The following is a 24,140-nucleotide window of genomic DNA, read 5'->3' on the forward strand; positions in this document are numbered from 1 at the left end:
CCGGGCGTGCGGACCTCCGAATACTCGCCCCGTCACGGTTCCTCGGCCCGCTGCCGGCCGCCGGTCAGGAGCGGAGTGTGTCGCCGATACATGTGTGGCCTTCGCTCCGAAGGGGTATACCACTGTCTCCGGAGAGCACCATCGGCGTGGCCCGTCTTCGCGGGGACGCTTGCACGCGTCGCCATATTCAAACCCTCACCCCCTCACGTGTCGGTATGGAAGCCGAGCGCGAGGTACTCGACGTGTTGGCGCGGAACGCTCGCGAGGACATCGAGGACATCGCGGCCCAGACGGGCCTCGACGCGGACGCGGTGGAGGCGGCCATCGCGTCGCTGGAGGCCGACGGCGTGGTCCACGGCTACCAGGCCGTCGTCGACTGGGACCGTACGGAGGACGGGAAGATCCGCGCGCTCGTCGAGATCAACGTGGAACTCGACCGCGAGACCGGCTACGAGCAGGTCGCCGACCGGATCGCCAAGTTCCCCGCGGTCGACGCCCTCCACCTCGTCTCCGGCGACTACGACTTCGCCGTCGAGGTGCTCGGCGGGTCGATGGACGACGTCTCGCGGTTCATCTCCGAGCAGGTCGCGCCGATGCCGGAGGTCACCCAGACGGTCACCCACTACATCATGGAGACGTACAAGGACGGCGGGGTCCGCTTCGCCGACGGCGACGACGACGACCGGCTGTCCGTCTCGCCATGAGGACGGCCGAACGCGCCCGCGAGCTCCCCGAGTCCGGGATCCGGAAGTTCTTCGAACTGGCCGAGGCCCGCGACGACGTCATCTCGCTCGGCGTCGGCGAGCCCGACTTCTCCGCGCCGTGGGCCGCGAGAAACGCCGCGATCGGCGGGCTCGAGCGGGGACGGACCTCCTACACCGCCAACCGCGGAACTGCCGAGCTCCGCGAGGCGATCGCGACCCGCCACGAGGGGTACGACCAGTCGTACGACCCCGGCGAGGAGGTCCTCGTCACCACGGGTGCGAGCGAGGCGGTCGATCTGGCGTTCCGGACGCTCGTCGACCCCGGCGACACGGTGGCGATCCACGAGCCCTCCTACATCTCGTACGCGCCGGGCGTCGAACTCGCCGGCGGCGAGCCGCTGTCGGTCCCGACGCGCGCCGCGGACGACTTCGCGCTCACCCCCGAGTGCCTGGAGGCCGCCGGCGCGGGCGAGACCGACCTGCTCGTCCTCTGTTACCCGAACAACCCCACCGGGGCGACGATGACCGACGCCCAGTTGGCCGAGGTGGCGGCGTTCTGTCGCGAGCACGACCTCCGGGTCGTCGCCGACGAGATCTACTCGGCGCTCACCTACGGGGCCGACCACGCCTCGATCGCCACCCAGCCGGGGATGCGCGAGCGCACCGTCGTCGTCAACGGCTTCTCGAAGGCGTACGCGATGACGGGGCTCCGGCTGGGGTACGCGCTCGGCCCGGCAGACGCGATCGACGCGATGAACCGGATCCACCAGTACACCATGCTCTCAGCGCCGACGACCGCGCAGATAGCCGCCCTGGAGGCGCTCCGGAGCTGCGACGACGAGGTCCGCGAGATGGTCGAGGAGTACAACCGCCGCCGCCGGCTCGTCGTCTCCCGGTTCAACGCGATGGGACTCGACACGTTCGAGCCCGGCGGGGCCTTCTACGCGTTCCCGGAGTGCGGCGGCGACGACGAGGCGTTCGCCGAGGAGCTGCTGGAGGCGGAGGGCGTCGCGGTCGTGCCCGGCTCCGTCTTCGGCGCGGGCGGCGAGGGACACCTCCGCGTCTCGTATGCGACCTCGATGCGCGAACTGAAGGAGGCCACGGACCGGATCGCGCGGTTCCTCGAGGAACGGGACTGAGAGGATGAGACTGAGAGAGCGGAACTGAGAGGGAGACGCTCGGAGACGCCTCTGGACCCCGGCTCAGACCCGCTTTCGCCGGAGCGCGACCGCGGAGACGACGCCGGCGAGCGCGACCCACGCGGCGAGCGCGACGACGAGGAGCCCCGCCGAGAGGCCGCTTCCGTCGAGCGCGGCCGCGAGGCCGGCACTCGCCGCGTCCGTGGGCGCGAGCGCGAGCAGACGGTACGTCGCGACCGGGTTCGAGACGATCATGGCGGCGACGAGGTCCCCGGCCCCCTCGAACGCCGAGAGCACGCCCAACGCGAGCAGGTCGTGGACGAGCGCGGTCCACACCCAGACGAGGAGTGCCCCCGCCAGCGCGAACGTCGAGGTGGACGCGAGCGCGGATATCGCCACCCCGATCCCGAGGAGCGCGACCGCGACGGCGACCGTCGCGAGCAGGAACCCCGCGAACGTCGGCCACCCCGCCAGCCCGAACTCGCGCAACAGGAGCAGCCCGGGGACGCCGAACCCGAGGACGACGGCGCTCGCGAGGACGGCCGCCCGCCCGACGAGGATCCCGAGCGCCGTCTCCGCCCGGGAGACGGGTAATGTCAGGAGTACCCCGAGCCGCCCGCGCTCGGCCGCGCCGACGATCGCGCCGTGGCCGAACGCCAACGCGGCGAGCGGCACGAGGTACGTCGCCAGCTCGACGTAGCTCGCGATCACGGGGTCGTACCCGGTCGGCGCGACGCTCGATCCGCTGAACGTCGCCAGCAGGACGGCGAAGACGGCGAGCAGGACCGTCAGCCCGAGGGCCCAGCCGCGCCGGACAGTGAGCCGGGCCTCCCGCCGCGCGAGACGGACGACGATCCCCGGTCGTGGGAGCCCGCCGACGAGGCGGTCGAGGGGGGACGCGGTCGCGGACGCTCCGTCCGCGGCCGTCCGCGTGTCGTCGACGGCGACGCCACCGTCGGGAACGCCCTCTCCCGTTTCCGGCTCGTCGTCCGCCGCGCTCGACCCGTCGGACTCAGGCATCACGACCACCCCCGGTGAGCGAGACGAACGCGCCCTCGAGCCCGTCCTCGTGGCCGTCGGCGAGCTCGTCCGGCGTCCCCTCCGCGAGGAGCCGGCCGCCGTCGACGACGCCGACGCGGTCACAGACGCGCTCGACCTCCCGGAGCGCGTGCGACGCCAGCAGGACCGTGGCGTTCGTCTCGTCGCGGACGCGGGTCAGGACCTCCCTGAGCGCCGCCACGCCGTTCGGGTCGAGTCCCGCGGTCGGCTCGTCGAGGAGCAGCACCGAGGGGTTCGCCAACAGGGCGGCCGCCAGCCCGAGCCGCCGGCGCATCCCCTTCGAGTATCCCCCGATGGGTCGGTCGATCGCGTCCGCGAGCCCGACCGTCCCGGCTGCGCCGTCGATCCGCGCCGCCACGTCGTCGGGGCCGGATCCGATCCCGCGGACGTCCGCGTGGAACGCGAGCGTCTCGCGGCCCGTCTCGCCGGGCGGGAAGCCGGGGTCCTCCGGGAGGAAGCCGATCTCCTCGCGGACCCGCCAGCCGGCCGCCGCGGCGTCGCGGCCGCCGACCTCGACGCGTCCCGCGTCGGGGCGCTCGTGGCCGGCGATCAGCCGGAACAGGGTGGACTTGCCCGCGCCGTTGGTGCCGACGAGGCCGTACGCGTCGCCGGGCTCGACCGTGAAGTCGACCCCGGCGAGGGCCTCGAGGTCGCCGTACCGTCTGTGGACGTCGGTGATGTCGATTCGCATGGTCAGTGGTGTTGGTCTCCGGGGTCGTCGTCGTACTCCACGGCCGGGTCGACGGCCGCGGCGTACGGGCGATACGGCTCGAGGTCGTGGCTCGGGCTCGCGAGCGGGCGGTGGTCGACCACGCCCGCGGTCTCGACGACGGGGAACCGGCTCTCGACCAGCCGGATCGCGTCGAAGGCCGGGCCGTTCGCGAAGACGGCGGCGGTCGGGTGCTCCTGGACCAGCCGCTCGGCCGCGCCGGCCGGCCGGTGTCTGGCCTCGCCGACGCCGTCGCCGTCGCTGTCGGCCACGCGGGCGTCCGACCAGTGGTTGCCGCGGGCCGTCCCGTTCCACGCCAGCAGCTCGCGGGTCGTCGTCAGCACCTGCTCCCCGTTGCCGACGAAGTCGTTGCCGACGACCGCGGTTCCCTGGGTGTCGGCGCTGTGGTGGACGCCGACCCCGTTCGCGTAGACGAGGTTCCCGCGGACCTCGTTGCGCTGGGCGTTATAGAGGAAGAGCCCGCGGTCGTTGGCGACGAGGTCGTTCCCGCGGACGACGCTGTCCTCGATCTCCTTGAACAGGACCCCGTGGCCGCTCTTCCCGCGGTTCGCGACCGCGGTGTTGTTCACGACCTCGACGCCCTCGCTCACCATCAGCGCGTAGCCCACGTCGTTGCCGGCGGCGACGTTGTCGGCGAGGTAGTTGTCGTCGGAGTACATGTAGTGGACGCCGTACCGCAGGTCCCACAGCGTGTTCCCCGTGGTTTCGACGTTCGACGCCCACGAGAAGTAGATCCCGTCGCGGACGCCGGTAATCTCGTTGTTCCGGATCTCGGAGCCCGCCGTCTCCCAGAGGTTGATCCCGTTGCCGCGGTCGACGAAGCGCGGATCCTCCGTCCCCTCGATCCGGGAGTCCCGCACGGTGACGCGGTCCGCGCCGTTCACCCAGACCCCGAAGGCGACGTCGGAGAGGTAGAGGTCGGCAAGCGTCGTCCCGTCGGCGTCCTCACCGAGGAAGACGCCCGCGTCCTCCGACTCGAGGTCCTCGCCGGAGTCGTGGATCCGGATCCCCTCGACCGTGACGTTCGGGGCGCGGACCGAGACGACGGTGTCGTCGCCGCCGTCGATCATCGCGGCCTCGGCTCCCCCGCCGCGGACCGTCACGTTCCGCGCGTCGACGACGACGGTCTCCGCGGGCTCGAGGACGCCCGACACCTCGACGACGTCGCCCGGCTCCGCGGCGTCGACGGCGGCGGAGAGGTCGTCGTAGGTCTCGGGGTCGCCCCCGGCAGCGCCGTCATCCGCCGACGCGTTCCCGGCCGTGGCGTCCCCGTCGCTCACGACCCTGGCGACGCCGGGTTCAGTCGGTCGGTCGGGGTCGTAGTCGGAGACGTCGACGACGGCGTCGCCGGTGGCGTTCACCGCGTCGATCGAGCCGCTCCCGTCGACGCCGCTGCCGGTTCCGGCTCCCGCCTCCGTCCCGCCCTCGACGGCGGCGACGGCCCCGCCGAGGACGGCCGCGAGGACGATCGCGGCCGCGAGGAACACCGCACGTGCCGGAACGAGCGCGCCGGGAGACGGGAGACGGCTCATCGGGTCACACCTCCGTCCGCGGGTCCTCGGCGGTCGGCCCTCGATCCGACTCCGCCACGGTCGGGTCCCCCTCCGAATCGGCCGCGGCCGGGTCCCGCTCCGACTCCGCCGCGGCCGGATCCCGATCCGACTCGTCGGCGTCGCGACCCCCGAGCCGCTCCCGGAGCGCGCCGAGGGCCTCGGGGATCGTGACCCGCGAGTCGCGCAACAGGAACGCGACCACGAGCAGCAGGAACCCCGCTCCGGCGAGGTAGCCGCCGGGGCCGAACCACGCCACGCCGCTGATGTTGGCGATCCGGTAACCACCCAGAAGCGGCGGGGTGAACTCCGCGACGCCGACGATCGGCGCGTCCTCGCCGAGGGCGTGACCCGCCTGATGGAGGCGGTACTGGACGATCGTGAACGTGCCGACGAACGCGACCGTGGCCCCGATCAGTTGGCCGAGCAGGCCGAGCCGGAGCTTTCGCTCCGTCGGCGCGACCGCGACGAACACCCCCGCGGCCGCCACCGCGAGGAACACCACCGGCCCCAGGATCCACTCGGGGGCGGCGATCGCGTCCGGGTGGACCGCGTAGTTCGGGTCGACGAACACCGGGTCGGGGTAGTAGAACCCGACGTAGTGGTTGAGCGCCTGTACCTCCGCGAAGTCGCCGCCGAGCCGCGGGTACGCGTACAGCGTGACGAGCAACCCGTCGGGGTACTGGGGCGCTTCGAAGGCGATCCGCCAGACGGGCACCGTCAGCGCGACGACGAACATCGCCGCCGCCGTCACTGGCAGGGCCCGTCTGAGCTCCGTGAGTCGGTCGAATGGGGCTGTCATGGTGTGGATGGGGGGATGGGTGGCGGGTGGCGGCCGCGTTCCGAACGGGCCGGGTGGTTCGTGGTCGGTGCTTACTCCCGCGGCTCCACGAGGATCCGCGAGCGCATCTCGAGGTGGAGCGCGCTACAGAAGTACGCGCAGTACGCCCAGTACACGCCGGGCTCGTCCGCGGTGAACGTCACCTCCCGGGTGTCCTGGGGCGCCAACGCGAGGTTGATGTCGTACTCCGGGATCGCGATCGAGTGGATCACGTCGCTCGTGGTCTCGACGTTGGATATCCGGATCGTGACCTCGTCGCCCTCCCGAACCGTGACCTCGGGGAAGGCGTACTCGTTGCGGCGCGCCCACATCTCGATCTCGACGGTGCTGTCGTCGATCCGCTCGAAGGACTCCTCGCCCTCGGGGACGAAATCGAGGTCGTAGTCGCTCGGGTCCCACGTCTTCGCCGGCTCGATCTTGTCCTTGTGGACGATGCTCGCGTCGTGCGGCTCGGGGTACGACGGCTTGTCCTTCACCAGCTCCATCCCGGCGTCGTCGTCGCCGATGTAGAACATCTGGTCGTTCTCGGGATGGATCGGGCCGACCGGGAGGAACCGGTCCTTCGAGAGCTTGTTCAACGAGACGAGGTAATCGCCCTGCGGCGAGGCCGTGTACGACTCGGAGGCGATGAGGTGGCCGGGGTTGTAGTGGACGTCGTGTTTCTCGACGATCGGCTCCTCGGAGCCGGGATCCGCCTCCACCGCCGCCTCGTAGTCCCACTTGACGACCTGCGAGTCGATGAACAGCGTCGTGTACGCGTGGCCGCGGTCGTCGTAGGCGGTGTGGAGCGGTCCCATCCCGACCCGCGGCTGCCCGAGGATCGCGTCCGCCGGGTCGTCGACCTCCGCGATCTCCTCGACGCCGATGACCGTACAGGTCGGGTCGAGCTTGCCGGAGGCGATCGCGTAGTTCCCGTCGGGCGTGACGCTGACCCCGTGGGGGCTCTTCGGCGTCGGGACGTACCGGACGACCGGACGGTCGCCCTCGTTGAGCGAACTGTCCATGGTGCCGTCGACGACCGGCACGCCACTTATCTCCTCGTAGTTCCCGGCCTCGACGGCGTCCCAGATCGCAGGGATGTCGAACGCCTTCATGTAGTCGCGGTCCGAGCGGGTCATCTCCCCTTGGGTGACGCCCTCCTCGCTGTTGTAGCCGGTCGCGAAGAACCAGCGGCCCTCCTTGCCGCCGTCGCCGTTGTCCATGTTGCCGTCGACCTCGACCTGCCACTCGACGTCCATCGTCTCGGGATCGATGGCGGTCAGGACGGAGCCGTACGCGTCGGGGTCGTCGACGTCGCGGCCGTCATTGGGCATCGGCACGCGGAACTCCCCGACGCCGAAGACGAGCTGGGTGTCGGGCAGCTGCATACACGCGCCGTGGACGGCCTGGCTGTTGGGGACGTTCGTGATCGCGTCCGTCTCGAAGTACTCGAGGTCGACGCGGGCCATCCGTCCGTTCGCCTTGTCGTTGACGAACAGCCAGCGGCCGTCGTAGTCGTTGTCGGTCTGGGAGACGCGCGGGTGGTGGGTGTCACCCCACGTGTAGCCGCCGCCCTCCTCCAGGATCTCGCTCGATTTCGCGTCGTGGCCGAACCCGCGCGCGCTCTCGGTCTGGAACACCGGGATCCGCATGAGCTCGCGCATCGACGGGATCCCGACGACCCGGATCTCGCCGGTGTGTCCCCCGCTGAGGAAGCCGTAGTACTCGTCGTGTTCGCCCGGTGCGACGGAGTGCTCGCCGCTTCCGCCCGAGGACCCGTCGCTTCCGTTGCCCTCGTCCGAAAGGACGCTCGTACAGCCCGCGAGGCCGGTCATCGCGCCCACCGCGGCCCCGGCCTTCATGAAGTCGCGGCGGCCGAGTTCCAGCCGCGGGAGTTCGAGGTTCGGCCGCCGGGCGGCCGTGGCGTCTGTTCCCTCCGCGGTCGCGGCGATGTCGCGCTCGTGGTCGGTGATCAGGTGTTCGACGGTGCGCCCGTCGACGATCTCGGGACCGTCGTCGGCCGCCTCGTCACCGGTACCGGACGCGGTCTCCGTCGCGTCGTCTCGCTGTTCGTCGCTCCGTGCCTCCCGATCGTCGGTGGGATTCGGGTCAGTAGTCATCGTGTCGTGGTCGGGCTCCGGCGACGTCGGCGTCTCCGCCGTCGTCGCCGTCGCGTTCCGTTCGGACCGCACGGACGAGCCGCTCCGCCGCCGGTTCGCCGAGCACCTCCCGCAACTCGTCGGCGAACGCCGGAACGAGCCGGTCGCGAGCCGCTTCGACGTCGAAGCGGTACCGGTGGCGGGTCGTCCCGCGGTGCGTCTCGACGTCGCGCTCGACGAGCCCCTTCTCGACCAGCCGGTCGACCGTCCGCTTGACGGTCGTGTACGCGACCTCGTCGCCGCGGCGCCGTACCGCGTCGAGCAGGTCGCGAGCCGTGAGGGGGGCGTCCGCGCGCCGCAGGACGGCGAGGATCTCGCGTTCCCGCGGTCCGAGCTGTGTCCACTGGGTCATGGAATGGTCGGAGCCGAACGGGTACGTTCGACCCCGCTACTGATCACTACGGTCGAATCCCCCGCATGCCTGCCGCCGAACTGTTCGGCGGTTTAAGTACCCTGCCCGTCCGCGAAGATCTGCGAGAAGAGCGACGCCGTCACGAGCCGGAGGTGCTCCGAGACGGTCGACTTCGCGACGTCGAGCTCGGCGGCGAGGTCGGCCGCGGACGCGCCATCGGGCTCGAAGTAGCCGTGCTCGGCGGCGGCGGCGGCCACCTCGGCCTGCCGGTCGGTCACGCCGGTGAGGTCGACGGGGACGACGTCACACCGCCCGTCGTCGGGGCACCGATCGACGAGGAGCCTGCGAAGTTCGACGTCGAGGCCCGCGTCCTCGAAGCCGTCGACGACCGACTCGAGCTCCTCGTGTCCGCCCAGGACGAACGAGACGAGGAGCTCGCCGTCGTCCATTCGCGTCTCGCGTGGCGACACGGGGAAGTCCGCGAACGCGGCCGTGAGTCCCCCGCACGAGCAGCCGGCACAGACGCCGTCGCCGGCGGCGTCGTCCCCGCCCGTCGCGTCGCCGACGCTCGCGACCGCCTCCGCGTCGGTCGGGGCGGTCACCCCGTCGGTCGCCGCCCCGACCGCGAGCCCCCCGTCGGTCGCCGGACGCGCGTGTTCGTTCGCGTCGTGGGTGATCTCGTATCGACCGTGCGCGCGGCCGCCGAACTCGACGAACTCGAGATCGGACGGCGGGTCCTCGGGCGGGTCGGGCGCGACGAACTCGACCGTGTCGTCGACGGGGTCGACGCGAAGGTCCTCCACCTCGGTCGCCGCCGAGAGCGCCGCCACGGGACAGCCGTCACAGGCGGACACCGTCAGTTGAACGTGGATCCCGTCGGTCATGTCGGTCGAGGGTACGCCTCCCTCCCTGAAATAACGAGGACGGGGTTCCTACGGGGTGAAAACACGCCCGAGACCGCGTCCGGACCGGAGTTCCGACGTTCGTTTCCGGCTGGGGTGGGCTTTTCACCCGGCGGAGAGACGTGTGGGTATGCCACCGATCGATCTCGACCTCGGGCTCGGAACGTCCGGACTCGACGACCCCGCGGAGTGTACGGAAACCGTCGTGACCGCGCTCGAGGCCGGCTACCGCCACGTCGACACCGCACAGATGTACGACAACGAGGCGGCGGTCGGCGAGGGGATCGCGAGGGCCGACGTCGACCGCGACGACGTCGTCGTCGCCACGAAGGTACACCCGTCGAACCTCGCGCCCGAGGACGCCCGGGAGACGGCCCACGAGAGCCTCGATCGGCTCGGTCTGGTTCGCGTCGACCTCCTGTACGTCCACTGGCCCACGCGGGCGTACGACGCGGAGACGACCCTCCCGGTCTTCGACGAGCTCCGCGAGGAGGGAGTCACCGACCACGTCGCCGTCTCGAACTTCACGCCCGACCTGCTCCGTGAGGCCCGAGCGATCCTCGAGTCGCCGATCGCGGCCCACCAGGTCGAGTGTCATCCGCGGTTCCAGCAGCCGGCCCTTCGAGAACTGGCCGCCGAGTTCGACCACCACCTCGTCGGCTACTCGCCGCTCGGCGGCGGCGAACTGCTCGACGACTCGACGCTCGCGGCGGTGGCGGAGCGGAACGGGACTTCGACGGCGGTCGTCGCGCTCGCGTGGGCGCTCGAGCGCGACGTGGTCCCGATCCCGAAGTCGACCGGGGACCACGTGACCGAGAACCTCGAGGCGCTGGAACTCGACCTCACCGAGGAGGACCTCGCGGCGATCGACGGGATGGCCGGCGGAGCGCGGACGATCGACCCCGACGACGCGGCGTGGAACCGGGAGTAACGAGGAGAGGGGCCATCCCTTTCCAGTAGCCGGGTCGGCTCCTCGGGTCGCCCCCCTCCGGATCGTTCATTCGGACCGTTCGAGCCGTTCCCGTCGGTGTTCGAACTCCTCGTCGGTGATCTCACCGCGGGCGTAGCGCTCACGGAGCACCGATGGCGCTCGTGTCTCCTCCTCCCTAGACGCTCGATCAAGGAGCGACCGGGCGAGGAAGAACGGGACGGCGATCAGGAGTCCCATCCAGAGGAGTCCCCAGAGGCCCATTCCACCGCCGAAGAGCCCCCAACCGCCGCCCATCATACCGCCGCCGTAGCCACCGCCGCCGTGAGCGGCAGCGGTACCCGTTGCCGTAACCAGCAGCGGAACGCCGAGCATCACGATTCGACGAGTCGTCCGTTCGAGAGCGTTGGTGTCGTATGTCATTGTGATCGTTTGTTGGATGGTTCGTGTGTCCGTCGTGCCGAACGAGTGCCCCGGACGGGGATCGTTAGCAGCCGTGCCTCCGTCCGTTCATCCCGACCGTGGTGTGATCGTCGTCCGTCATGTCCTGGGCCGTTTCATCGACAGTCACACCCATGTGCGATCCCATCTCGTCAACGGCATCCGGTCCCATGTGGTCGGTCATGTGACCGTCCATCCAGGCCGCCCAGTCCGCCGTATCACCATCGACTGGCATCCCTTCAGCTGCCGTCTCGTTCCCCTGGGCCGGTTCGTCACCGTGTGCGCTAACTACCGGGGCGGCGAACGCGAGGCCGACGATCGCGAGCGCCACCACCAGCCATCGTCCGAGGTTTCGGTTGGTCATCGTCTTTCGCCTCAGGTAGTCATACGGTGGGTTCGGGGTTATCGCCGAGGGTGAAAACTCAACGATTAGACCGTCCTAGAACGTCTATGATCTATTCTAACCGTTTCGTTCCACGGAGATCGTTCATACCTCTCGAATTCGAGAGGATGGGTGTCCAACAGCTGGCCGCCATCGTCTCGGCTACTGCTGTTGAAGGTCCTCACTCGGATACACGCGGTAGGTCCGGCCCTGTCGTTCCCGGTACAGCAGCCCGCGCTTTTCGAGTGAACTCACGGTCTGACTCACCTTACTCTTCGAGAAATCGGACCGGTCCCGGAGTTCGATCTGTGTGATACCGGGGGAGTTCAGGACCGGCTCGAGGACGCGCCGTTCGTCGTCCGGCAAGAGATCGAGAACACGCGCCCGCGGGTCCGATTCGGGATCGAGCGACTTCGATCGTGAGTTCTCGCCACCCATCGACGCAGTCGTCTCCGTCGACGTCGGATCGGGATCGATACGCTCCGCCGAGTCGGTCGCTTCCGAGTCGGTGAGGTCCCCTCGGACCACGAGATAGACGCCGCCGATACCGCCCACAACCAGCAGGGTTCCAACCGCGTACCAGAGTGGGTCCGGTCCGTGCATCGTCCCCATGGACGAGTCCATCATCGAACCCATCGACTGCTCGAAGGCGCGACGGCGTCGATAGGCCCGCCAACCGAGCGCCCCGCCGACCGAGAGGACGAACCCGAGGAACACACCGACGACCGTGTCCGCGCGACGTCGATTCATGTGACGGCCCCCCGCTGCGAGATCTGACTGCTCATACCCCCGGTTCGGACGCGGCGGGTGTGACGATTGCGGATCGAAACGGCGATGCGACGTCGTCCACGGCGAACGAACCGCGGGACGGCATGAGCGGTCACGGTCGTGATCGCCGCGTGAATCCAGTGGGCTTCGTTCGACATACCGGAGACTGGGTCACCGAGAGGTGGTATGCTACTCACCTGCCGCCGCGAGCCGCGCGTCGAGCTCCGCGTCGATCCGGTCGACGAGGTCGTCCATCGGCTCGTCGAGGTACGTCACCCACTGGTCGAGAAACCCCGAACGGCCGAGGACCCGGACGACCCGATACACCGGCTGTCGCTCCGTGAACCCCTCGGGGAGGTCGCCGGCGCGGTCGCGGTATCCCCGGTACACCGCCTCGCCGAACCGTTCCGGGCCCTCGTAGTCGAAGCCGTTACAGAGCTGGTCGCGCGCGCGGACCAGATCGCGGGCGGGGTCCCCGACGTGCGCGAGCTCCCAGTCGAGAAGACCCACGCCGGGGTCGCCAGCCGCGCCGGCCGCAGCCGCCGCACTCGCCTCACCCGCCGCGCCGCCGTCGTCCTCCGCGAGGAACGCGTTCGGTGGCGCGACGTCACCGTGGAGCAGCGCCGCGGGCGCGCCGTCGAGGAGCGCCCGGTTCGACTCGACGCAGTCGATGACGGCGTCGAAGTGGCGGGCGAGCCGATCGGTCGTGCCGATCTCGCGGGTGTACTCGATCGTCGCGAGCAGCGTGTCGGTCCACGAGGCCGTCGCCACGTCGAGTTCGGGAGGATCCCCGACACCCCCCGCGTCCCCACCTCCGCCACGGATCTCGCCGTGGCTCTCGAACCGCTCCGCGTGGAGGGTCGCGAGCGCCTCGCCGACGCGATACGACAGCGCCTCGCGTCGGTCGTCGTCCGCTTCCTCGAGGACCTCGTGGAGGTCACGTCCCGGGGCCGGCGCGGTCGCGAGGTACGGCACCTGCGCGTCCGGATCGGCGGCGACGACCGCCGGAACCGGGATCGGCCGTCGGGCGGAGACGTACTCCAGGACCGCGCGTTCGCGGGCGATCCGGCTCCCGTCGCCCGCGATCGCGACCTTGAGGTACGCGCGGCCGCCGTCGGCGAAGTCGACGCCGACGGTCTCGTTGCCGCCGTTCCAGGAGGGTCCGACGCCGACGAGCCCCTCGACCGACCTGTCCGGAAAGGCGGCGGCGAGGGCCGTCTCGACGGACGCGTCCATGCCACCGCTGGCCGGGCGTCGGGAAAAAGCGTTCCGCCCGACGCCACTCGGGGCGTGAACCGGACGGTCACGATCTCACGGTCCCGGATCGACCGACAGCGTCATACGCGCCGCGCGAGTCTCGTGTTCGATGACTGGCTCGGACGACGGTCGGCGGGTGACCTTCGAGACGGCGGGCGAGACGCTGTACGTCCGCGACGTGCTCGAGGACGAACGGCTCGCGCTCCGGTTCGACCGGGAGCCGGACCCGCGGCCCGCGCTCACGGACCTGTTCGCGCTCCCCGTCGACCGGGCGGTGAGTTTCGAGGCGGAGTCGGTGTCGATCCCGGCGTACTCGCTGGTGAGCGTCCGGGAGTCCGGCGGCGAGTTCGTCGCCGACCTCACCGACGACCTCACGCTTCCGCGCGGGTCCTACTGTTTCGACGTCGTCGGGGTGACGAAGGCGTTCGTCCGCGCGGTCGACGTCGAGGTCTCGGCGACCGGGATGGCCGACGGCGGGGCCGTCGAGATCGAGTTCGACGGATCGACGACCGTGACCGTCGGCGGGCGGTCGCTTCACACCCGCCCGGAGGCGACGATGACGGTCCCCGACGACCCGCACGCGCTGATGACGGCGGTGTCGGCGCTCGGCTCGTCGATCGCCGAGCAGTCGCCGGAGCGGTCCTGGCCCACGCTTCGCGGGTATCCACCGCGGATCGAGCGTGGGGACGAACTCGACGTCCCCGAACGCCTCGAGACCCCGGACACCGGCGTCGAGATCGCGGTTCCGGCGACGTACGCGGACGTCTACAGGATCGCGCCGCTGGCGTACTACCTCGGCTCGACCGTCGTGTCCGGCACCGATCCGGAGATCCGGCTCGAGACCGGGTACGTCGAACCGCTGCCGACCGAGGGAGTCGCGCTCGAACGCCGGGTCTCGGAGGTCCTCGGGACGACGCTGTTTCTGGACTCGCTGGCCCGGACGGAGGGGTACGTCCCCTCCGAGCGGTACGAGTACGAGGCGGTCGGCGGGGATCTGCCGTTCTACCCGCCGAATCTGGCCGACCGCTCGACGAGCGACCGACTGATGGAGTACCTCGAGGTCGACCCGGAGACGATCGGGCCGTCCCTCCCCGACTGGCCGACGACCGCGGTCCTCCGGCCGGGCCCGTCCGGGATGGAACTGCTCGGTCACCTCGCGCACCTGCTCGCGCCGATCCGGGTTCGCGGATCGCCGGTGACGGGAACGGCGTCGGGACCCGACGACCGGGGACGTGCCGCCGATCCCGACCCGCCGATCGCGGCCGGGACCTCGCCGTCGCTCGCGGTCGCGGAGGGGACGCCGAGCCCGGACGACGCCCCGCTGCCCACCGGGACCGCCGCCCTGAGCGTCGCCGGGTACGAGAACGGCCTCTCCCGGTCCCGACCGACGAAGGGCGACCTCCGGGTGGCGTTCGCGGCGGACTCGGACGAGCGAGCCCGAGTCATCGAGCGGGCGATGACGGAGCCGGAGCCGCCCGACGGGGTCGACGCGTGGGAGGTGTCCGTCCGCCCGACTCGCGAGGAGTTCCGCGGTCTGCTCGCCGACCCGAGCGTCGGCCTGTGTCTGTGTTCGCTTCCGACCGACGGGAGCCGCGTCGCCTGCGCCGACGGCGTCGTCGACGTCGCGGACCTCGAGACCGTGCCGACGACGACGGCGTTCGAGCACGCCGGTCGCGTCGCGCCGGCCGCCGCGTCGGTGGAGGTCGGCTCGCTCGGGTCGATCGCCGTCGACGGCGCGCTCGGAGCGTCCCGGCTCCGGACGCTCGTCGGGCTGCTCGCGACCGCGACGCCGCTCGCGGCGAGCGTCGCGCTCGCGCGGGTCCGTGAGGTCACGGACGTCCGTCTCGCCGGGGACCCGTCGGTCATCGCGGTCACGCCGGAACGGGCGGGCGCACAGGGGGTGGTTCGGATCCGGTCCGTCTCCGAGACGGAACACGCCGTTTCGTGGCGGTCGCTCCCGTCGGTCGACGCGCGGGTCGGAACGGAGTACCATCCGCTCTTCGAGTGGGCGGACACCGTCCCGGAGCTCATCGGCGCGGACCGCGAGGGGCCGCGACCGCTCTCGACCGCGGAGGTCCTCGAGCTCGTCCCCGAGCCCGACAGCGTCGTCGACCTCAACGGGACGGTCGTCTTCGAACGCGACGAGACATCCGAGGCCGACGTGCGGCGGTCCGCCCGCCGGGCGCTCGCCGAGCGGTCGACGCCCCCGGAGGACGGGGTCTCCGTGGGGTTTGACGAGGGCTGAACCGGAACGCGACCCGTCCCGCGGGCATCCCCCGGCGTCCCGTCAGGGTCCTCTCGGCGTCCCGGAGTCCGACCGTGCGCTTTTGAACCCGAGCGACGAACTCCCGGACGTGCCCCAGATACACCTCGACGAGTCGACCGTCGAACGGCTCGACGCGCTCCGGACGGACGACGAGGAGTACGGCGAGATCGTGAACGAGCTCATCGACATCAACGAGGCCGAGGAGCTGGCGCCGTTCCGCGGCAGCGACGTGGAGTAGCGTTCCGGACCGGGACCGACCCGGACGCCACCCGTCCGCCTCATACGCGACCGCTCCCCACCCTTCGACCGTCGAACGCGCGGTTTAACCGTCCAGACCCACGATCCGATCGACATGAGCGGGTCCACGGAGGGCGACCTCACCAAGACGGGGATGTCGCTGAAACACGACCGAGAGTGGGACTACGAACTCGACCGGATCGTCGAGGCCATCGAGGAGCGCGACGCCAGCAAGGTCGGCCTCCAGTTCCCGGAGGGGCTCAAACGGCGCGGTCCGAAAGTCGCCGACGACCTCCGGGAGGCCGCCCCCGACGACGTGACGTTCATGCTGTCGGGCCAGCCGTGTTACGGCGCGTGCGACCTCGACACGTACCTGATGCGCCGGACCGACGTGTTCGTCCACTTCGGTCACACGCCGATGAAGGAGTCCGACAGCATCGTCTACGTGCCGCTGTTCTCGAACGTCGACCCCTTCCCGATCATGGAGGAGTCGCTCGAGGAGCTGCCCGACCCCGAGGAGGACCCCGACGTGGGGCTCGTCACGACGGCCCAGCACATGAACCGCTTCGAGGAGATGACCGACTGGCTCGAGGAGCGCGGCTACGAGGTCCACACCCGCCGGGGCGACGACCGGCTCACGAAGGAGGGGCAGGTGCTCGGCTGTAACTACGCCTCCGCGGACATCCCCGCCGACCAGGTCCTGTACGTCGGCGGCGGCAAGTTCCACCCGGTCGGGCTCGCGATGGAACACCCCGAGAAGACGGTCGTCATCGCCGACCCCGTCAACAACGCGGTGTCGATCGCCGAACACGACCAGTTCCTCAAACAGCGGTACGCCTCGGTTCACAAGGCGATGGACGCCGAGAAGTGGGGCGTCATCTTCTGTACGAAGATCGGCCAGGGCCGCTGGGAGACCGCCCAGGAGATCGTCGAGAACAACGACGACGCCTACCTCATCACGATGGACGAGGTGACGCCGGACCGCCTGCGGAACTTCGACATGGACGCGTTCGTCAACACCGGCTGTCCCCGGATCACCACCGACGACGGCCCCCGGTTCCACAAGCCCATGTTGACGCCGGGCGAGTACGAGGCCGCGATCGGCGAGCGACCGCTCGACCAGATCGAGTTCGACACGTTCCACGACACCTGGTAGGCGGCCGCCCCGACCGACCCGTCACTCGAATCCCGGCGGGTCGTGGTCGTCCCGGAGGAAGTAACTGTCCGCGTCGGGGTCGAAGTACACCTGTAGTGCCCGGATCGACCCGGCGAACGCGGCGAACGCCACCAGTCCGAACCCGACGACGCCGTAGAGGAGGACTATCGCGATCGACATCGGGTCGACTTCTCGGTCGAGCCGATCATTTTTTCCGCCGATCCGGTCACGGGCCCGGTCCCGTCTCCGTGACGGCCCGTTCGGCGTACTCCGCCGCGGCCGCCGGCGAGTCGACCGCCTCCACGCCCTCCACGTCGTGGGTGTCGAGTCCGGCCACCGGTCGCCCGTGCGCGAGCGCGAGGCCGATCTCCGAGAGCGTCCCCGGACCGCCGTTCACCGCGATCGCGGCGTCGCCATTCATCACGACGAGCGCGTTGCGCGCGTGACCCAGCCCGGTCGCGATGGGGGTCGTGACGTGCGGGTTCGCGTCCGTCCGCCGGTCGGTCGGGAGGATCCCGATCGTCTCGACCCCGTCTCCTGGCTCGGCCTCGTCTCCAGTCTCGCTCCCGTCTCCCCCCTCGCGAGCGCCACGACACACCGCCTCCATCACGCCGCCGAGGCCGCCGCAGACGACGGTGTGGCCGCGTTCTGCGAGTTCGATCCCCAACTCCTCCGCGACCGCGGCCGTGTCCGGCGGAATCGAGCTTCCTCCGATGACGCTCACGCGCATGTCGGAACTCCCCCGCGGAGGCACAAAAACCGGCGGTTTCACCGGACCGCCTCGATCGGCGTCGGCCGCGTCACTCCGGCCCGATCGGCACGGGGTCGTCGACCGGGCACGCGACGCGACTACGAGTCGACTACCCTGATCTCGACGTCGTGGACGCCGTCGCGGAGCGTCGCCCGTTCGACCTCGCGAAGCTCCTCCGCGGTCGCGTCGACCGTCGCGAAGTGGTTGCCGGCGAGTTCGCCCGCGGGACTCTTGAAGCAGGTCGGTCCGCAGGGGAGGAGGATCTCCTGTTCGTTCCGATACCCCGGGTACAACAGGAGGTCGCCGCGCGACGGATAGACCGTGTGGTTCTCCCGGGGGATCTCCGGGAGGTCGATCTCGTCGATGTTGATCCAGGTGGCGATACCGCTCCAGCGAACGTGCATGAGCTCCGACTCCAGCGGCAGGAACTCGCGAACCGCCGCGACCGACTCGGGCGCTCGATCCTCGTGGAGTTCGGCCGTGAACGTGGTTCCGTCGATGTCGATCTCTATCATGGGTAGTTCGTGTCGTGTGTGCTGTCGGCGTCGCCGATCTTAACGGTGTCGTCGCCGTCGGTCACGGATCGTCGGGGTCGCTGGTGGTACCGTCGCCGTCGGTTACGGTGTCGCCGTCGGTCCCGGGCTCGTCGCCACCGGCGGTGCCGGTCGTCGCGAGCCGTGCGAGCGACTCCGCGAGTACGGTCGCCGCGGCGGCGCAGTCCGCCCAGTCGGCCCGCTCCTTCGGCGAGTGGGAGTGGCCGTCCTCGGACGCGACGAAGAGCAACGCCGCGTCGGTCACGTCGGCGACTCGCATCGTGTCGTGGCCGGCACCCGAATGGACGCTCAGCGTTTCGACGCCGGCGCGGCGCGCGGCCGCCTCGACGACCGCACGGCACCGGTCGGAAAGGGGCGTCGGCGGCACGTCGTACGGACACTCCAACGACGTGGAGACGCCGCGATCGGCCTCAACCGACTCCAGGACGCGCCGCACCGCGTCCAGCTGGCGGCGGATCTCCGAGCGATCCACGGAGCGAAGGTCGAGGCGAAGCGACGCCGACCCCGGAACGACGTTCACGGCGTTCGGGTCGACGTCGAACTCGCCGACCGTCCCGACCGCGGTCCCGCTCCCCGCCGCGGCCGTCTCGGCGGCACGCTCCTCCGTCGCGAGAACGACCTCGCTCGCCGCCGCGAGCGCGTCCGTCCGATCCGCCATGCTCGTCGTTCCGGCGTGGTCGGCCTCGCCCTCGATCCTCACGTGGCACCGGACGGTACCGGTGATGTCGGTCACGACGCCGAGCGGGACTCCCGCCTCCGCGAGTCGATCGGTCTGTTCGATGTGGACCTCCAGCCAGGCGTCCCACTCGCTCGCGTCGACTCGGCCGGTACCGCGGTAGCCGATCCGCTCGAGCGCCTCCTCGAGCGTCACGTCGCCGTCCGACAGGGCCATCGTCTCGTCGACGCGTCGCTTGCCGGCGGCCACGGAGGACCCGAGGACGCCGTCGGCGAAGCGAGTCCCCTCCTCGCCGGTGAAACAGACGACGTCCATCGGACGGGCGGGAGAGACGTCCGCGTCGTGGACCGCGCGAACCGCCTCCAGCGCGGCGTAGACGCCGAGCGGTCCGTCGAAGATGCCGCCGCGAGGGACCGAGTCCAGGTGGCTGCCGGCCGCGACCGGGGCCGCCGCGGGGTCCGCGGTCGGCGGCGTCCAGCGCCCGACGACGTTACCCACGGCGTCGATGCGGACGTCGAGGCCGGCTTCGTCGAGCCGATCGACGAGGTAGTCCCGGGCTCGCGCGTTCGCGGCGTCGGCCGGGAGGGCGGTCCGTCCCTGGCCGTCATCCGCGTCCACGGCCCCGAACGCGGCGGTTCGTTCGAGGTGCGTTCGAAGGCGCTCGCCGTCGACCCGAACGCGGGACGTCACGCGATCACCCGACGGAAAGCGGCCGATCCACGTCGGCCGGCGACCGGACGGCGATCCGCCCGCGAACCCACTCGTCGGCCGACCGAGGGCGGTCGCCTCGTCGACGGGTCACCGAAACCGGGACGCGACCGCGGGAGATGCCGGTTCACTCTATCACCGAAGCCAGCTATTTCAGCACGCACTGAAAAGGATACCGGCCATCCGCCTCCGAGCGGCACCCGTTGCCGAGATGAAACGCTTTTAAGTATCGAGCGAGGACGGACCGTATGAGATACGATACCGTCGTATTCGACAACGACGGTGTTCTCGTCGGTCGCACGCGCTTCGACGTGCTCCGGGAGGCGACCCGGGACGCGTTCGAGGAGTGCGGCGTCGACGACCCCGACCCCGACGACGTAGAGCGGATGACGATCGGCGCGACCCCCGGCAGCGTGGGGACCGTCTGTCAAACGTACGACCTCGACCCGGGGTCGTTCTGGCGGACGCGCGACGACGTGGTCTCGAGAGCCCAACAGCAGGAGGCGCGCGCGGGCCGTAAGACCCCCTACGACGACCTCGACACGCTCGACGACCTCGACGTGAAGATGGGCATCGTCTCCTCGAACCAGCAGGCGACCGTCGACTTCCTCGTCGACCACTTCGAGGGCTTCGAGGAGTTCGGCGCGGCCTACGGCCGCGAGCCCACGATCCACAGCCTCCAGCTCCGGAAGCCGAACCCGCACTATCTCGAGCAGGCGCTCGGCGACCTGGACGCCGACTCGGCGCTCTTCGTCGGCGACAACGAGTCCGACGTGAAGGCCGCACAGAACGCCGGCGTCGACTCCGCGTTCATCCGGCGGCCCCACCGTCGCGACTGGGAGCTCAACGTCTGGCCCACCTGGGAGATCGAGACGCTGGACGACCTCTTCGACGTCTGTGGCGTGTGACGGCCGGGAGGGTTCCCGGCGGGCCGTGACCGGCTCCGGAGCCCGCCGACCCCGACCGGCATGACGGGGAGGACCTTCGGCACGCTCTGCGGACTCGTTTTCCTCATCAATCTCGGACGCGTCGCGTTCGCGCCGCTCGTCCCGACGATCGGCTCGGAGTTCGGCGCGAGCCCCGCGGTCGTCGGCTCCGTCACGACGCTGGTGTGGGTAGGATCGGCGCTCCCGCGGATCCCGGTCGGCTACCTCCTCACGAGGGTCCCGAGACACTACGTCGTGTTGGGGTCCGGGATCGCGCTCGCCGCCGCCGCGACGGTCACCGGCAGCGCCGGCTCCATCCGGGCGCTCCAGGTCGGCGCCCTCTCCATCGGGCTCGCCTCGGGGGCGTACTTCGTCGCCGCGGTGCCGCTCGTCGCCGAGCTGTTCCCGAGCGGCCGCGGCCGCGCCATCGGGATCCACGGGGCCGCGAGCCAGCTCGCGGCCGTGATCGCTCCCGGCGTCGTGGTCGGTATCCTCCTCGTCGCGGGCTGGAACGACGTCTTTCGACTGCTCGCGATCACCGCGCTCGCCGTCACCGCCGTCCTGTTCGTCGTGCTCCGACGGGAACCGCTCCCCGAGAGCGCCGGCGCGGACCGCGACTTCCGGTCCGCGTTGCGCCACTGGCGGGTCATCCTCCTCGTGGTCGTCGTCGTGGCCGCACCGGGCTTCGTCTGGCAGGGCGTGTTCAACTTCTACGTCACGTATCTGACCGGGACCAAGGGGCTCTCCACGGGGTTCGCGAACGCGCTTCTCACGGTCGTCTTCGCGGCCGGATTGCCGGCGTTCTGGTTCGGCGGTCAACTCGCCGACCGGCTCCCGCAGATCCCGTATCTCCTCGGGATCCTCGTCTCCTTCGGCGGCTCGATCCTCGCGCTCGTCGTCGCCGAATCGGCCGTAACGCTGGTGGTCGCCACCGTCGCGATCGGCTTCGTGGCCCACGCGATGTTTCCCGCAGCCGACACGTTCCTGCTCGATTCGCTTCCCGCCGACAACCGCGCGAGCGCCTACGCCGTCTTCAGCGGGATCGCCCTGCTCTTCGAATCGACGGGTAGCGGCACGCTCGGCGTCGCAGCCGAGCGGATCGGGTTCGACGCCGCGTTCGTCGCGGGCGGGGCCGGAGTCCTCGTGGTCGCCGCCGTCCTCGGGGCGCTCCACGCCAGCAGGGGGCTCCCCGGCGGGCGCGGGACTGCCGAGTGAGTGACGTCGACCCGACGGACGTGCCTCTGAAGGTTTAACCGGAATCGGGCGTAACCCGGTCGTAGTGACGAACGATCCGCCGTGGGCCGACGTCTTCGGCCACGAGGAACCGTACCCCGAACAGGCGGACGGCATCGACGCCGCGGTCGACGCCGCCGAGGACGGCGGGTTCCTCGCGCTCGAGGGCGCGTGCGGGACCGGCAAGACGATGTTGGCGCTGACCGCCGGGATCGACCGCGTCCGTGACCCCGATTCCGACTTCGAGCGCGTGTTCGTGCTCACCAGCGTCAAACAGCAGCTCCGGCAGTTCGAGACGGACCTCGACACGATCAACGCGAACCTCCCCGACGACTACGACCCCGTCTCCGGGCTGACGCTCGTCGGCAAGGCGGACGTCTGCCCGTACGCCCGCGAGAACCGCGGCGGGATCGACCGCGAGAACGTCTACGAGCGGTGTGAGGGCCTCCGCGAACGCACCCGGAACCTCGTCGGCGAGGGCGGCGAGACGACCGCCGGAACCCTCGCGAGCGAGGCGCGCAGCCAGCAGGTCGGCCTGATGGACTCGGGGACCGCGAGCGGCTCCGACGGCGGCCCGACCGGCGGCGGAGCCGCAGCCGACTACCTGACCGTCGACGGCGAGCCGACGCCGTACCCTCCCGACACCGAGACGTTCGGGGAGACGGAGTTCTGTCCCTTTTACGCCGGCTTTCTCGACGACGTTCCCGACGACGGCGGCGATCCGGCCGAGGCGGTCCCGTTCGACGTGGCCGAGCTCGGCCACGTCGACGCCGACGAACTCGTCCGGCTCTCGGCGAGCCGCGGGTCGTGTCCCCACTCGGTGATGGGCGCGCTCGTGCCGGAAGTCGAGGTCGTGATCGGCAACTACTACCACGCGTTCGACCCGACCACGACCGCGACGTTCACGGGCGCGCTCATCGACGACGCGACGTTCCTCGTCTGTGACGAGGCGCACATGCTCGAGCCGCGCGTGCGTGACCTCGTCAGCGACGCGGTCGCCGACGCGAGCCTCAGGGACGCCGTCTCGGAGATCACCCGCGTCGTTCAGCCGCTCTCGTTCGAACGCGAGGGGGCGGAGTCCGACGACGCCGAACTCGTCCGCGGGGAACTCGAGGACGGCGACGTGACCGTCGAGGAACTGGAGGCGGTCAGGGAGTTCTACGCGACCCTCCGCGAGGAGCTGGACCGTCGAGTCACCGCCCACCTCGACCGCGAACGTCCGGACTGGCGCGCGTCGATGCGCGAACTCGACGACGACGAGATCCCGCTTCGGGACCCCGAGGAGCCCGGCGAGGACGCGATCACGACGTGGGCGAGCGAGGCGGGATACGGCGACCGGGTCTGGTCGCGCGCGCCCGCCGTCGGCGCGACCGTCAAGCGCGTCCTCGACTCGCTCTCCGATGAGGACAAACGGCGGGCCGCCCCCGGCGTCGGGCGGACGCTCAACGCGTGGTATCGCGAGGGACACACGGACTTCTTCCGCGCGATCGACCTCGAACGGACCTTCGACGAAACGGAGCCGCCCGACTCCTGGCGGCGCGCGTACAACGGGAGCCTCGCGCTGTACAACTGCCTCCCGAGCGAGCCGATCGGCGAGCGGCTCGGGGAGTTCGGCGGCGGCGTCGTGATGAGCGCGACGCTCGAACCGATGGACGTCTTCCGGGAGGTGACGGGTCTCGATCACCTCGCGGAGCGGGGTCGTCCCGTCGTCGAACGGACGTACGGGCTCTCGTTTCCCCCGGAGAACCGCGCGAGCTTCGCGGTCGACGCGCCGAAGTTCACCCACGCCAACCGCGGCGCGCCCGGCGAGCGGACCGATGCCCGGCTCGCCCATCTCGACGCGGCCGCGGCGGTCGCGAGCCGCGAGGGCAACGTGCTTGTCGGCGCGCCGAACTACGCCGAGGCGGCGTGGTTCGCCGAGGAGCTGGACGCGCGTCTCGAGAAGCCGGTGCTGCTCGACGAGTCCTCCGGCGACCGCGAGACCGAATCGCTCAAGGACGCCTTCTTCGCGGGCGAGGGGAAGGTCCTCGTCACCAGCCTCCGGGGAACGCTCACGGAAGGGGTCGACTACCGGGGCGACCGGCTCGCCGCGGCGGTCGTCTGTGGCGTCCCCCTCATCAACACCGCTCGGCCGCGAACGCGGGCGGTGATCGCGGCGTACGACCGACGCTTCGAGTCGGGCTTCGAGACCGCGCTCACCGTTCCCGCCGTTCGGAAGGCCCGACAGGCCGTCGGCAGGGTCATCCGCGGACCCGACGAGCGCGGCGTCCGCGTCCTCCTCGACGCGCGGTACGCTCGGGAGTCCTGGAATGGCGTCCGCGAATACCTCCCGGAACACGAACGCGAGGAGTTCCAGCCGGTCAGCACGGACATGCTCTCGGTCGCCCTCGACAGGTTCGAAACGGGGAGATAGGGTATGGTTACCGGCCGATAACGGGCGCT

Annotated in this window: 24 protein-coding genes; 9 read left to right on the top strand and 15 right to left on the bottom strand. The window is 70.6% G+C overall.

Annotated elements, in window-relative coordinates:
- The first annotated feature begins 215 nt into the window (after positions 1-215).
- Positions 216-704: an Lrp/AsnC family transcriptional regulator gene (locus tag F3H10_RS08590; RefSeq protein WP_149784366.1), complete on the top strand. Its 489-nt coding sequence runs from the start codon at positions 216-218 to the stop codon at positions 702-704.
- A complete protein-coding gene (locus F3H10_RS08595; protein ID WP_149784367.1) occupies positions 701-1,843 on the top strand; it encodes a pyridoxal phosphate-dependent aminotransferase in 1,143 nt (380 codons plus the stop codon). The genes F3H10_RS08590 and F3H10_RS08595 overlap by 4 nt, the downstream gene beginning before the upstream one ends.
- A 63-nt stretch (positions 1,844-1,906) precedes the next feature.
- On the opposite strand, the gene F3H10_RS08600 is transcribed toward F3H10_RS08595, so the two are convergent.
- The 7 genes from F3H10_RS08600 to F3H10_RS08630 form a co-directional block, all read right to left on the bottom strand.
- The gene (locus F3H10_RS08600; protein WP_149784368.1) at positions 1,907-2,863 is read right to left on the bottom strand and encodes an ABC transporter permease; all 957 of its coding nucleotides are present in this window, start codon (positions 2,861-2,863) and stop codon (positions 1,907-1,909) included.
- Positions 2,856-3,593: an ABC transporter ATP-binding protein gene (locus F3H10_RS08605; protein ID WP_149784369.1), complete on the bottom strand. Its 738-nt coding sequence runs from the start codon at positions 3,591-3,593 to the stop codon at positions 2,856-2,858. The genes F3H10_RS08600 and F3H10_RS08605 overlap by 8 nt, the downstream gene beginning before the upstream one ends.
- A 2-nt stretch (positions 3,594-3,595) precedes the next feature.
- Positions 3,596-5,164: a nitrous oxide reductase family maturation protein NosD gene (gene nosD / locus F3H10_RS08610; RefSeq protein ID WP_149784370.1), complete on the bottom strand. Its 1,569-nt coding sequence runs from the start codon at positions 5,162-5,164 to the stop codon at positions 3,596-3,598.
- Between the two features lie 4 nt (positions 5,165-5,168).
- Positions 5,169-5,984 (bottom strand): hypothetical protein, encoded by an 816-nt coding sequence (locus F3H10_RS08615; protein ID WP_149784371.1) that lies wholly within the window; start codon positions 5,982-5,984, stop codon positions 5,169-5,171.
- Between the two features lie 71 nt (positions 5,985-6,055).
- The gene (gene nosZ, locus F3H10_RS08620) at positions 6,056-8,122 is read right to left on the bottom strand and encodes a TAT-dependent nitrous-oxide reductase (protein WP_149784372.1); all 2,067 of its coding nucleotides are present in this window, start codon (positions 8,120-8,122) and stop codon (positions 6,056-6,058) included.
- On the bottom strand, positions 8,112-8,513 hold the full coding sequence (locus F3H10_RS08625) for a BlaI/MecI/CopY family transcriptional regulator (protein WP_149784373.1): 402 nt from the start codon (positions 8,511-8,513) through the stop codon (positions 8,112-8,114). The genes nosZ and F3H10_RS08625 overlap by 11 nt, the downstream gene beginning before the upstream one ends.
- Positions 8,514-8,605: 92 nt before the next feature.
- Entirely contained in the window at positions 8,606-9,397 is a 792-nt protein-coding gene (locus F3H10_RS08630) for a helix-turn-helix domain-containing protein (protein ID WP_149784374.1), read from the bottom strand.
- Between the two features lie 148 nt (positions 9,398-9,545).
- Here F3H10_RS08630 and F3H10_RS08635 point away from each other — a divergent pair, with 148 nt between their 5' ends.
- Positions 9,546-10,346 carry an aldo/keto reductase gene (locus F3H10_RS08635; protein WP_149784375.1) on the top strand — a complete coding sequence of 267 codons (801 nt, stop codon included), beginning with the start codon at positions 9,546-9,548 and terminating at the stop codon, positions 10,344-10,346.
- Positions 10,347-10,412: 66 nt separating this feature from the next.
- Here F3H10_RS08635 and F3H10_RS08640 read toward each other — a convergent pair whose 3' ends face one another.
- The 4 genes from F3H10_RS08640 to F3H10_RS08655 form a co-directional block, all read right to left on the bottom strand.
- Entirely contained in the window at positions 10,413-10,766 is a 354-nt protein-coding gene (locus tag F3H10_RS08640; RefSeq protein WP_149784376.1) for an SHOCT domain-containing protein, read from the bottom strand.
- Between the two features lie 64 nt (positions 10,767-10,830).
- Positions 10,831-11,148: a hypothetical protein gene (locus tag F3H10_RS08645; RefSeq protein ID WP_149784377.1), complete on the bottom strand. Its 318-nt coding sequence runs from the start codon at positions 11,146-11,148 to the stop codon at positions 10,831-10,833.
- A gap of 180 nt (positions 11,149-11,328) precedes the next feature.
- Positions 11,329-11,916, bottom strand: a complete 588-nt coding sequence (locus tag F3H10_RS08650; RefSeq protein ID WP_149784378.1) for a helix-turn-helix transcriptional regulator — start codon at positions 11,914-11,916, stop codon at positions 11,329-11,331.
- 207 nt (positions 11,917-12,123) lie between these two features.
- On the bottom strand, positions 12,124-13,170 hold the full coding sequence (locus F3H10_RS08655) for a phosphotransferase family protein (RefSeq protein ID WP_149784379.1): 1,047 nt from the start codon (positions 13,168-13,170) through the stop codon (positions 12,124-12,126).
- Positions 13,171-13,300: 130 nt separating this feature from the next.
- Here F3H10_RS08655 and F3H10_RS08660 point away from each other — a divergent pair, with 130 nt between their 5' ends.
- The 3 genes from F3H10_RS08660 to dph2 all read left to right on the top strand — a co-directional run bounded on the left by F3H10_RS08660 (position 13,301) and on the right by dph2 (position 16,850).
- Positions 13,301-15,436 (top strand): hypothetical protein, encoded by a 2,136-nt coding sequence (locus F3H10_RS08660; protein ID WP_149784380.1) that lies wholly within the window; start codon positions 13,301-13,303, stop codon positions 15,434-15,436.
- Positions 15,437-15,545: 109 nt separating this feature from the next.
- Positions 15,546-15,695 (top strand): DUF7557 family protein, encoded by a 150-nt coding sequence (locus F3H10_RS16065; protein ID WP_188127906.1) that lies wholly within the window; start codon positions 15,546-15,548, stop codon positions 15,693-15,695.
- Between the two features lie 114 nt (positions 15,696-15,809).
- Positions 15,810-16,850 carry a diphthamide biosynthesis enzyme Dph2 gene (dph2, locus tag F3H10_RS08665; RefSeq protein WP_149784381.1) on the top strand — a complete coding sequence of 347 codons (1,041 nt, stop codon included), beginning with the start codon at positions 15,810-15,812 and terminating at the stop codon, positions 16,848-16,850.
- Positions 16,851-16,871: 21 nt separating this feature from the next.
- On the opposite strand, the gene F3H10_RS16070 is transcribed toward dph2, so the two are convergent.
- From F3H10_RS16070 to F3H10_RS08680, 4 genes are all read right to left on the bottom strand, one after another.
- Entirely contained in the window at positions 16,872-17,030 is a 159-nt protein-coding gene (locus tag F3H10_RS16070; RefSeq protein WP_188127907.1) for a hypothetical protein, read from the bottom strand.
- Between the two features lie 46 nt (positions 17,031-17,076).
- Positions 17,077-17,580 carry an SLOG cluster 4 domain-containing protein gene (locus F3H10_RS08670; RefSeq protein WP_149784382.1) on the bottom strand — a complete coding sequence of 168 codons (504 nt, stop codon included), beginning with the start codon at positions 17,578-17,580 and terminating at the stop codon, positions 17,077-17,079.
- A gap of 119 nt (positions 17,581-17,699) precedes the next feature.
- On the bottom strand, positions 17,700-18,116 hold the full coding sequence (locus F3H10_RS08675; protein WP_149784383.1) for a DUF3830 family protein: 417 nt from the start codon (positions 18,114-18,116) through the stop codon (positions 17,700-17,702).
- A gap of 61 nt (positions 18,117-18,177) precedes the next feature.
- A complete protein-coding gene (locus tag F3H10_RS08680; RefSeq protein WP_149784384.1) occupies positions 18,178-19,521 on the bottom strand; it encodes a Zn-dependent hydrolase in 1,344 nt (447 codons plus the stop codon).
- A 266-nt stretch (positions 19,522-19,787) separates the two neighbouring features.
- Between F3H10_RS08680 and F3H10_RS08685 the strand changes: the two genes are divergently transcribed.
- From F3H10_RS08685 to F3H10_RS08695, 3 genes are all read left to right on the top strand, one after another.
- Positions 19,788-20,447, top strand: a complete 660-nt coding sequence (locus F3H10_RS08685) for an HAD family hydrolase (protein ID WP_149784385.1) — start codon at positions 19,788-19,790, stop codon at positions 20,445-20,447.
- A 60-nt stretch (positions 20,448-20,507) separates the two neighbouring features.
- Entirely contained in the window at positions 20,508-21,680 is a 1,173-nt protein-coding gene (locus F3H10_RS08690) for an MFS transporter (protein WP_149784386.1), read from the top strand.
- Positions 21,681-21,744: 64 nt separating this feature from the next.
- On the top strand, positions 21,745-24,111 hold the full coding sequence (locus F3H10_RS08695) for an ATP-dependent DNA helicase (RefSeq protein ID WP_149784387.1): 2,367 nt from the start codon (positions 21,745-21,747) through the stop codon (positions 24,109-24,111).
- Positions 24,112-24,140: the final 29 nt, after the last annotated feature.

Origin of the sequence: Halorubrum aquaticum (assembly GCF_900113615.1) — an archaeon.
Classification (GTDB): domain Archaea; phylum Halobacteriota; class Halobacteria; order Halobacteriales; family Haloferacaceae; genus Halorubrum; species Halorubrum aquaticum.

What these genes read in the sequence shown, in the direction of transcription:
- F3H10_RS08615 (WP_149784371.1), bottom strand. Translation starts at nt 5,984, where the DNA reads ATGACAGCCCCATTCGACCGACTCACGGAGCTCAGACGGGCCCTGCCA.
- F3H10_RS08625 (WP_149784373.1), bottom strand. Translation starts at nt 8,513, where the DNA reads ATGACCCAGTGGACACAGCTCGGACCGCGGGAACGCGAGATCCTCGCC.
- F3H10_RS16070 (WP_188127907.1), bottom strand. Translation starts at nt 17,030, where the DNA reads ATGTCGATCGCGATAGTCCTCCTCTACGGCGTCGTCGGGTTCGGACTG.
- nosD (WP_149784370.1), bottom strand. Translation starts at nt 5,164, where the DNA reads ATGAGCCGTCTCCCGTCTCCCGGCGCGCTCGTTCCGGCACGTGCGGTG.
- F3H10_RS08640 (WP_149784376.1), bottom strand. Translation starts at nt 10,766, where the DNA reads ATGACATACGACACCAACGCTCTCGAACGGACGACTCGTCGAATCGTG.
- F3H10_RS08675 (WP_149784383.1), bottom strand. Translation starts at nt 18,116, where the DNA reads ATGATAGAGATCGACATCGACGGAACCACGTTCACGGCCGAACTCCAC.
- dph2 (WP_149784381.1), top strand. Translation starts at nt 15,810, where the DNA reads ATGAGCGGGTCCACGGAGGGCGACCTCACCAAGACGGGGATGTCGCTG.
- F3H10_RS08650 (WP_149784378.1), bottom strand. Translation starts at nt 11,916, where the DNA reads ATGAATCGACGTCGCGCGGACACGGTCGTCGGTGTGTTCCTCGGGTTC.
- F3H10_RS08590 (WP_149784366.1), top strand. Translation starts at nt 216, where the DNA reads ATGGAAGCCGAGCGCGAGGTACTCGACGTGTTGGCGCGGAACGCTCGC.
- F3H10_RS08685 (WP_149784385.1), top strand. Translation starts at nt 19,788, where the DNA reads ATGAGATACGATACCGTCGTATTCGACAACGACGGTGTTCTCGTCGGT.
- nosZ (WP_149784372.1), bottom strand. Translation starts at nt 8,122, where the DNA reads ATGACTACTGACCCGAATCCCACCGACGATCGGGAGGCACGGAGCGAC.
- F3H10_RS08605 (WP_149784369.1), bottom strand. Translation starts at nt 3,593, where the DNA reads ATGCGAATCGACATCACCGACGTCCACAGACGGTACGGCGACCTCGAG.
- F3H10_RS08635 (WP_149784375.1), top strand. Translation starts at nt 9,546, where the DNA reads ATGCCACCGATCGATCTCGACCTCGGGCTCGGAACGTCCGGACTCGAC.
- F3H10_RS08690 (WP_149784386.1), top strand. Translation starts at nt 20,508, where the DNA reads ATGACGGGGAGGACCTTCGGCACGCTCTGCGGACTCGTTTTCCTCATC.
- F3H10_RS08595 (WP_149784367.1), top strand. Translation starts at nt 701, where the DNA reads ATGAGGACGGCCGAACGCGCCCGCGAGCTCCCCGAGTCCGGGATCCGG.
- F3H10_RS08655 (WP_149784379.1), bottom strand. Translation starts at nt 13,170, where the DNA reads ATGGACGCGTCCGTCGAGACGGCCCTCGCCGCCGCCTTTCCGGACAGG.
- F3H10_RS08660 (WP_149784380.1), top strand. Translation starts at nt 13,301, where the DNA reads ATGACTGGCTCGGACGACGGTCGGCGGGTGACCTTCGAGACGGCGGGC.
- F3H10_RS08670 (WP_149784382.1), bottom strand. Translation starts at nt 17,580, where the DNA reads ATGCGCGTGAGCGTCATCGGAGGAAGCTCGATTCCGCCGGACACGGCC.
- F3H10_RS08600 (WP_149784368.1), bottom strand. Translation starts at nt 2,863, where the DNA reads ATGCCTGAGTCCGACGGGTCGAGCGCGGCGGACGACGAGCCGGAAACG.
- F3H10_RS08645 (WP_149784377.1), bottom strand. Translation starts at nt 11,148, where the DNA reads ATGACCAACCGAAACCTCGGACGATGGCTGGTGGTGGCGCTCGCGATC.
- F3H10_RS08630 (WP_149784374.1), bottom strand. Translation starts at nt 9,397, where the DNA reads ATGACCGACGGGATCCACGTTCAACTGACGGTGTCCGCCTGTGACGGC.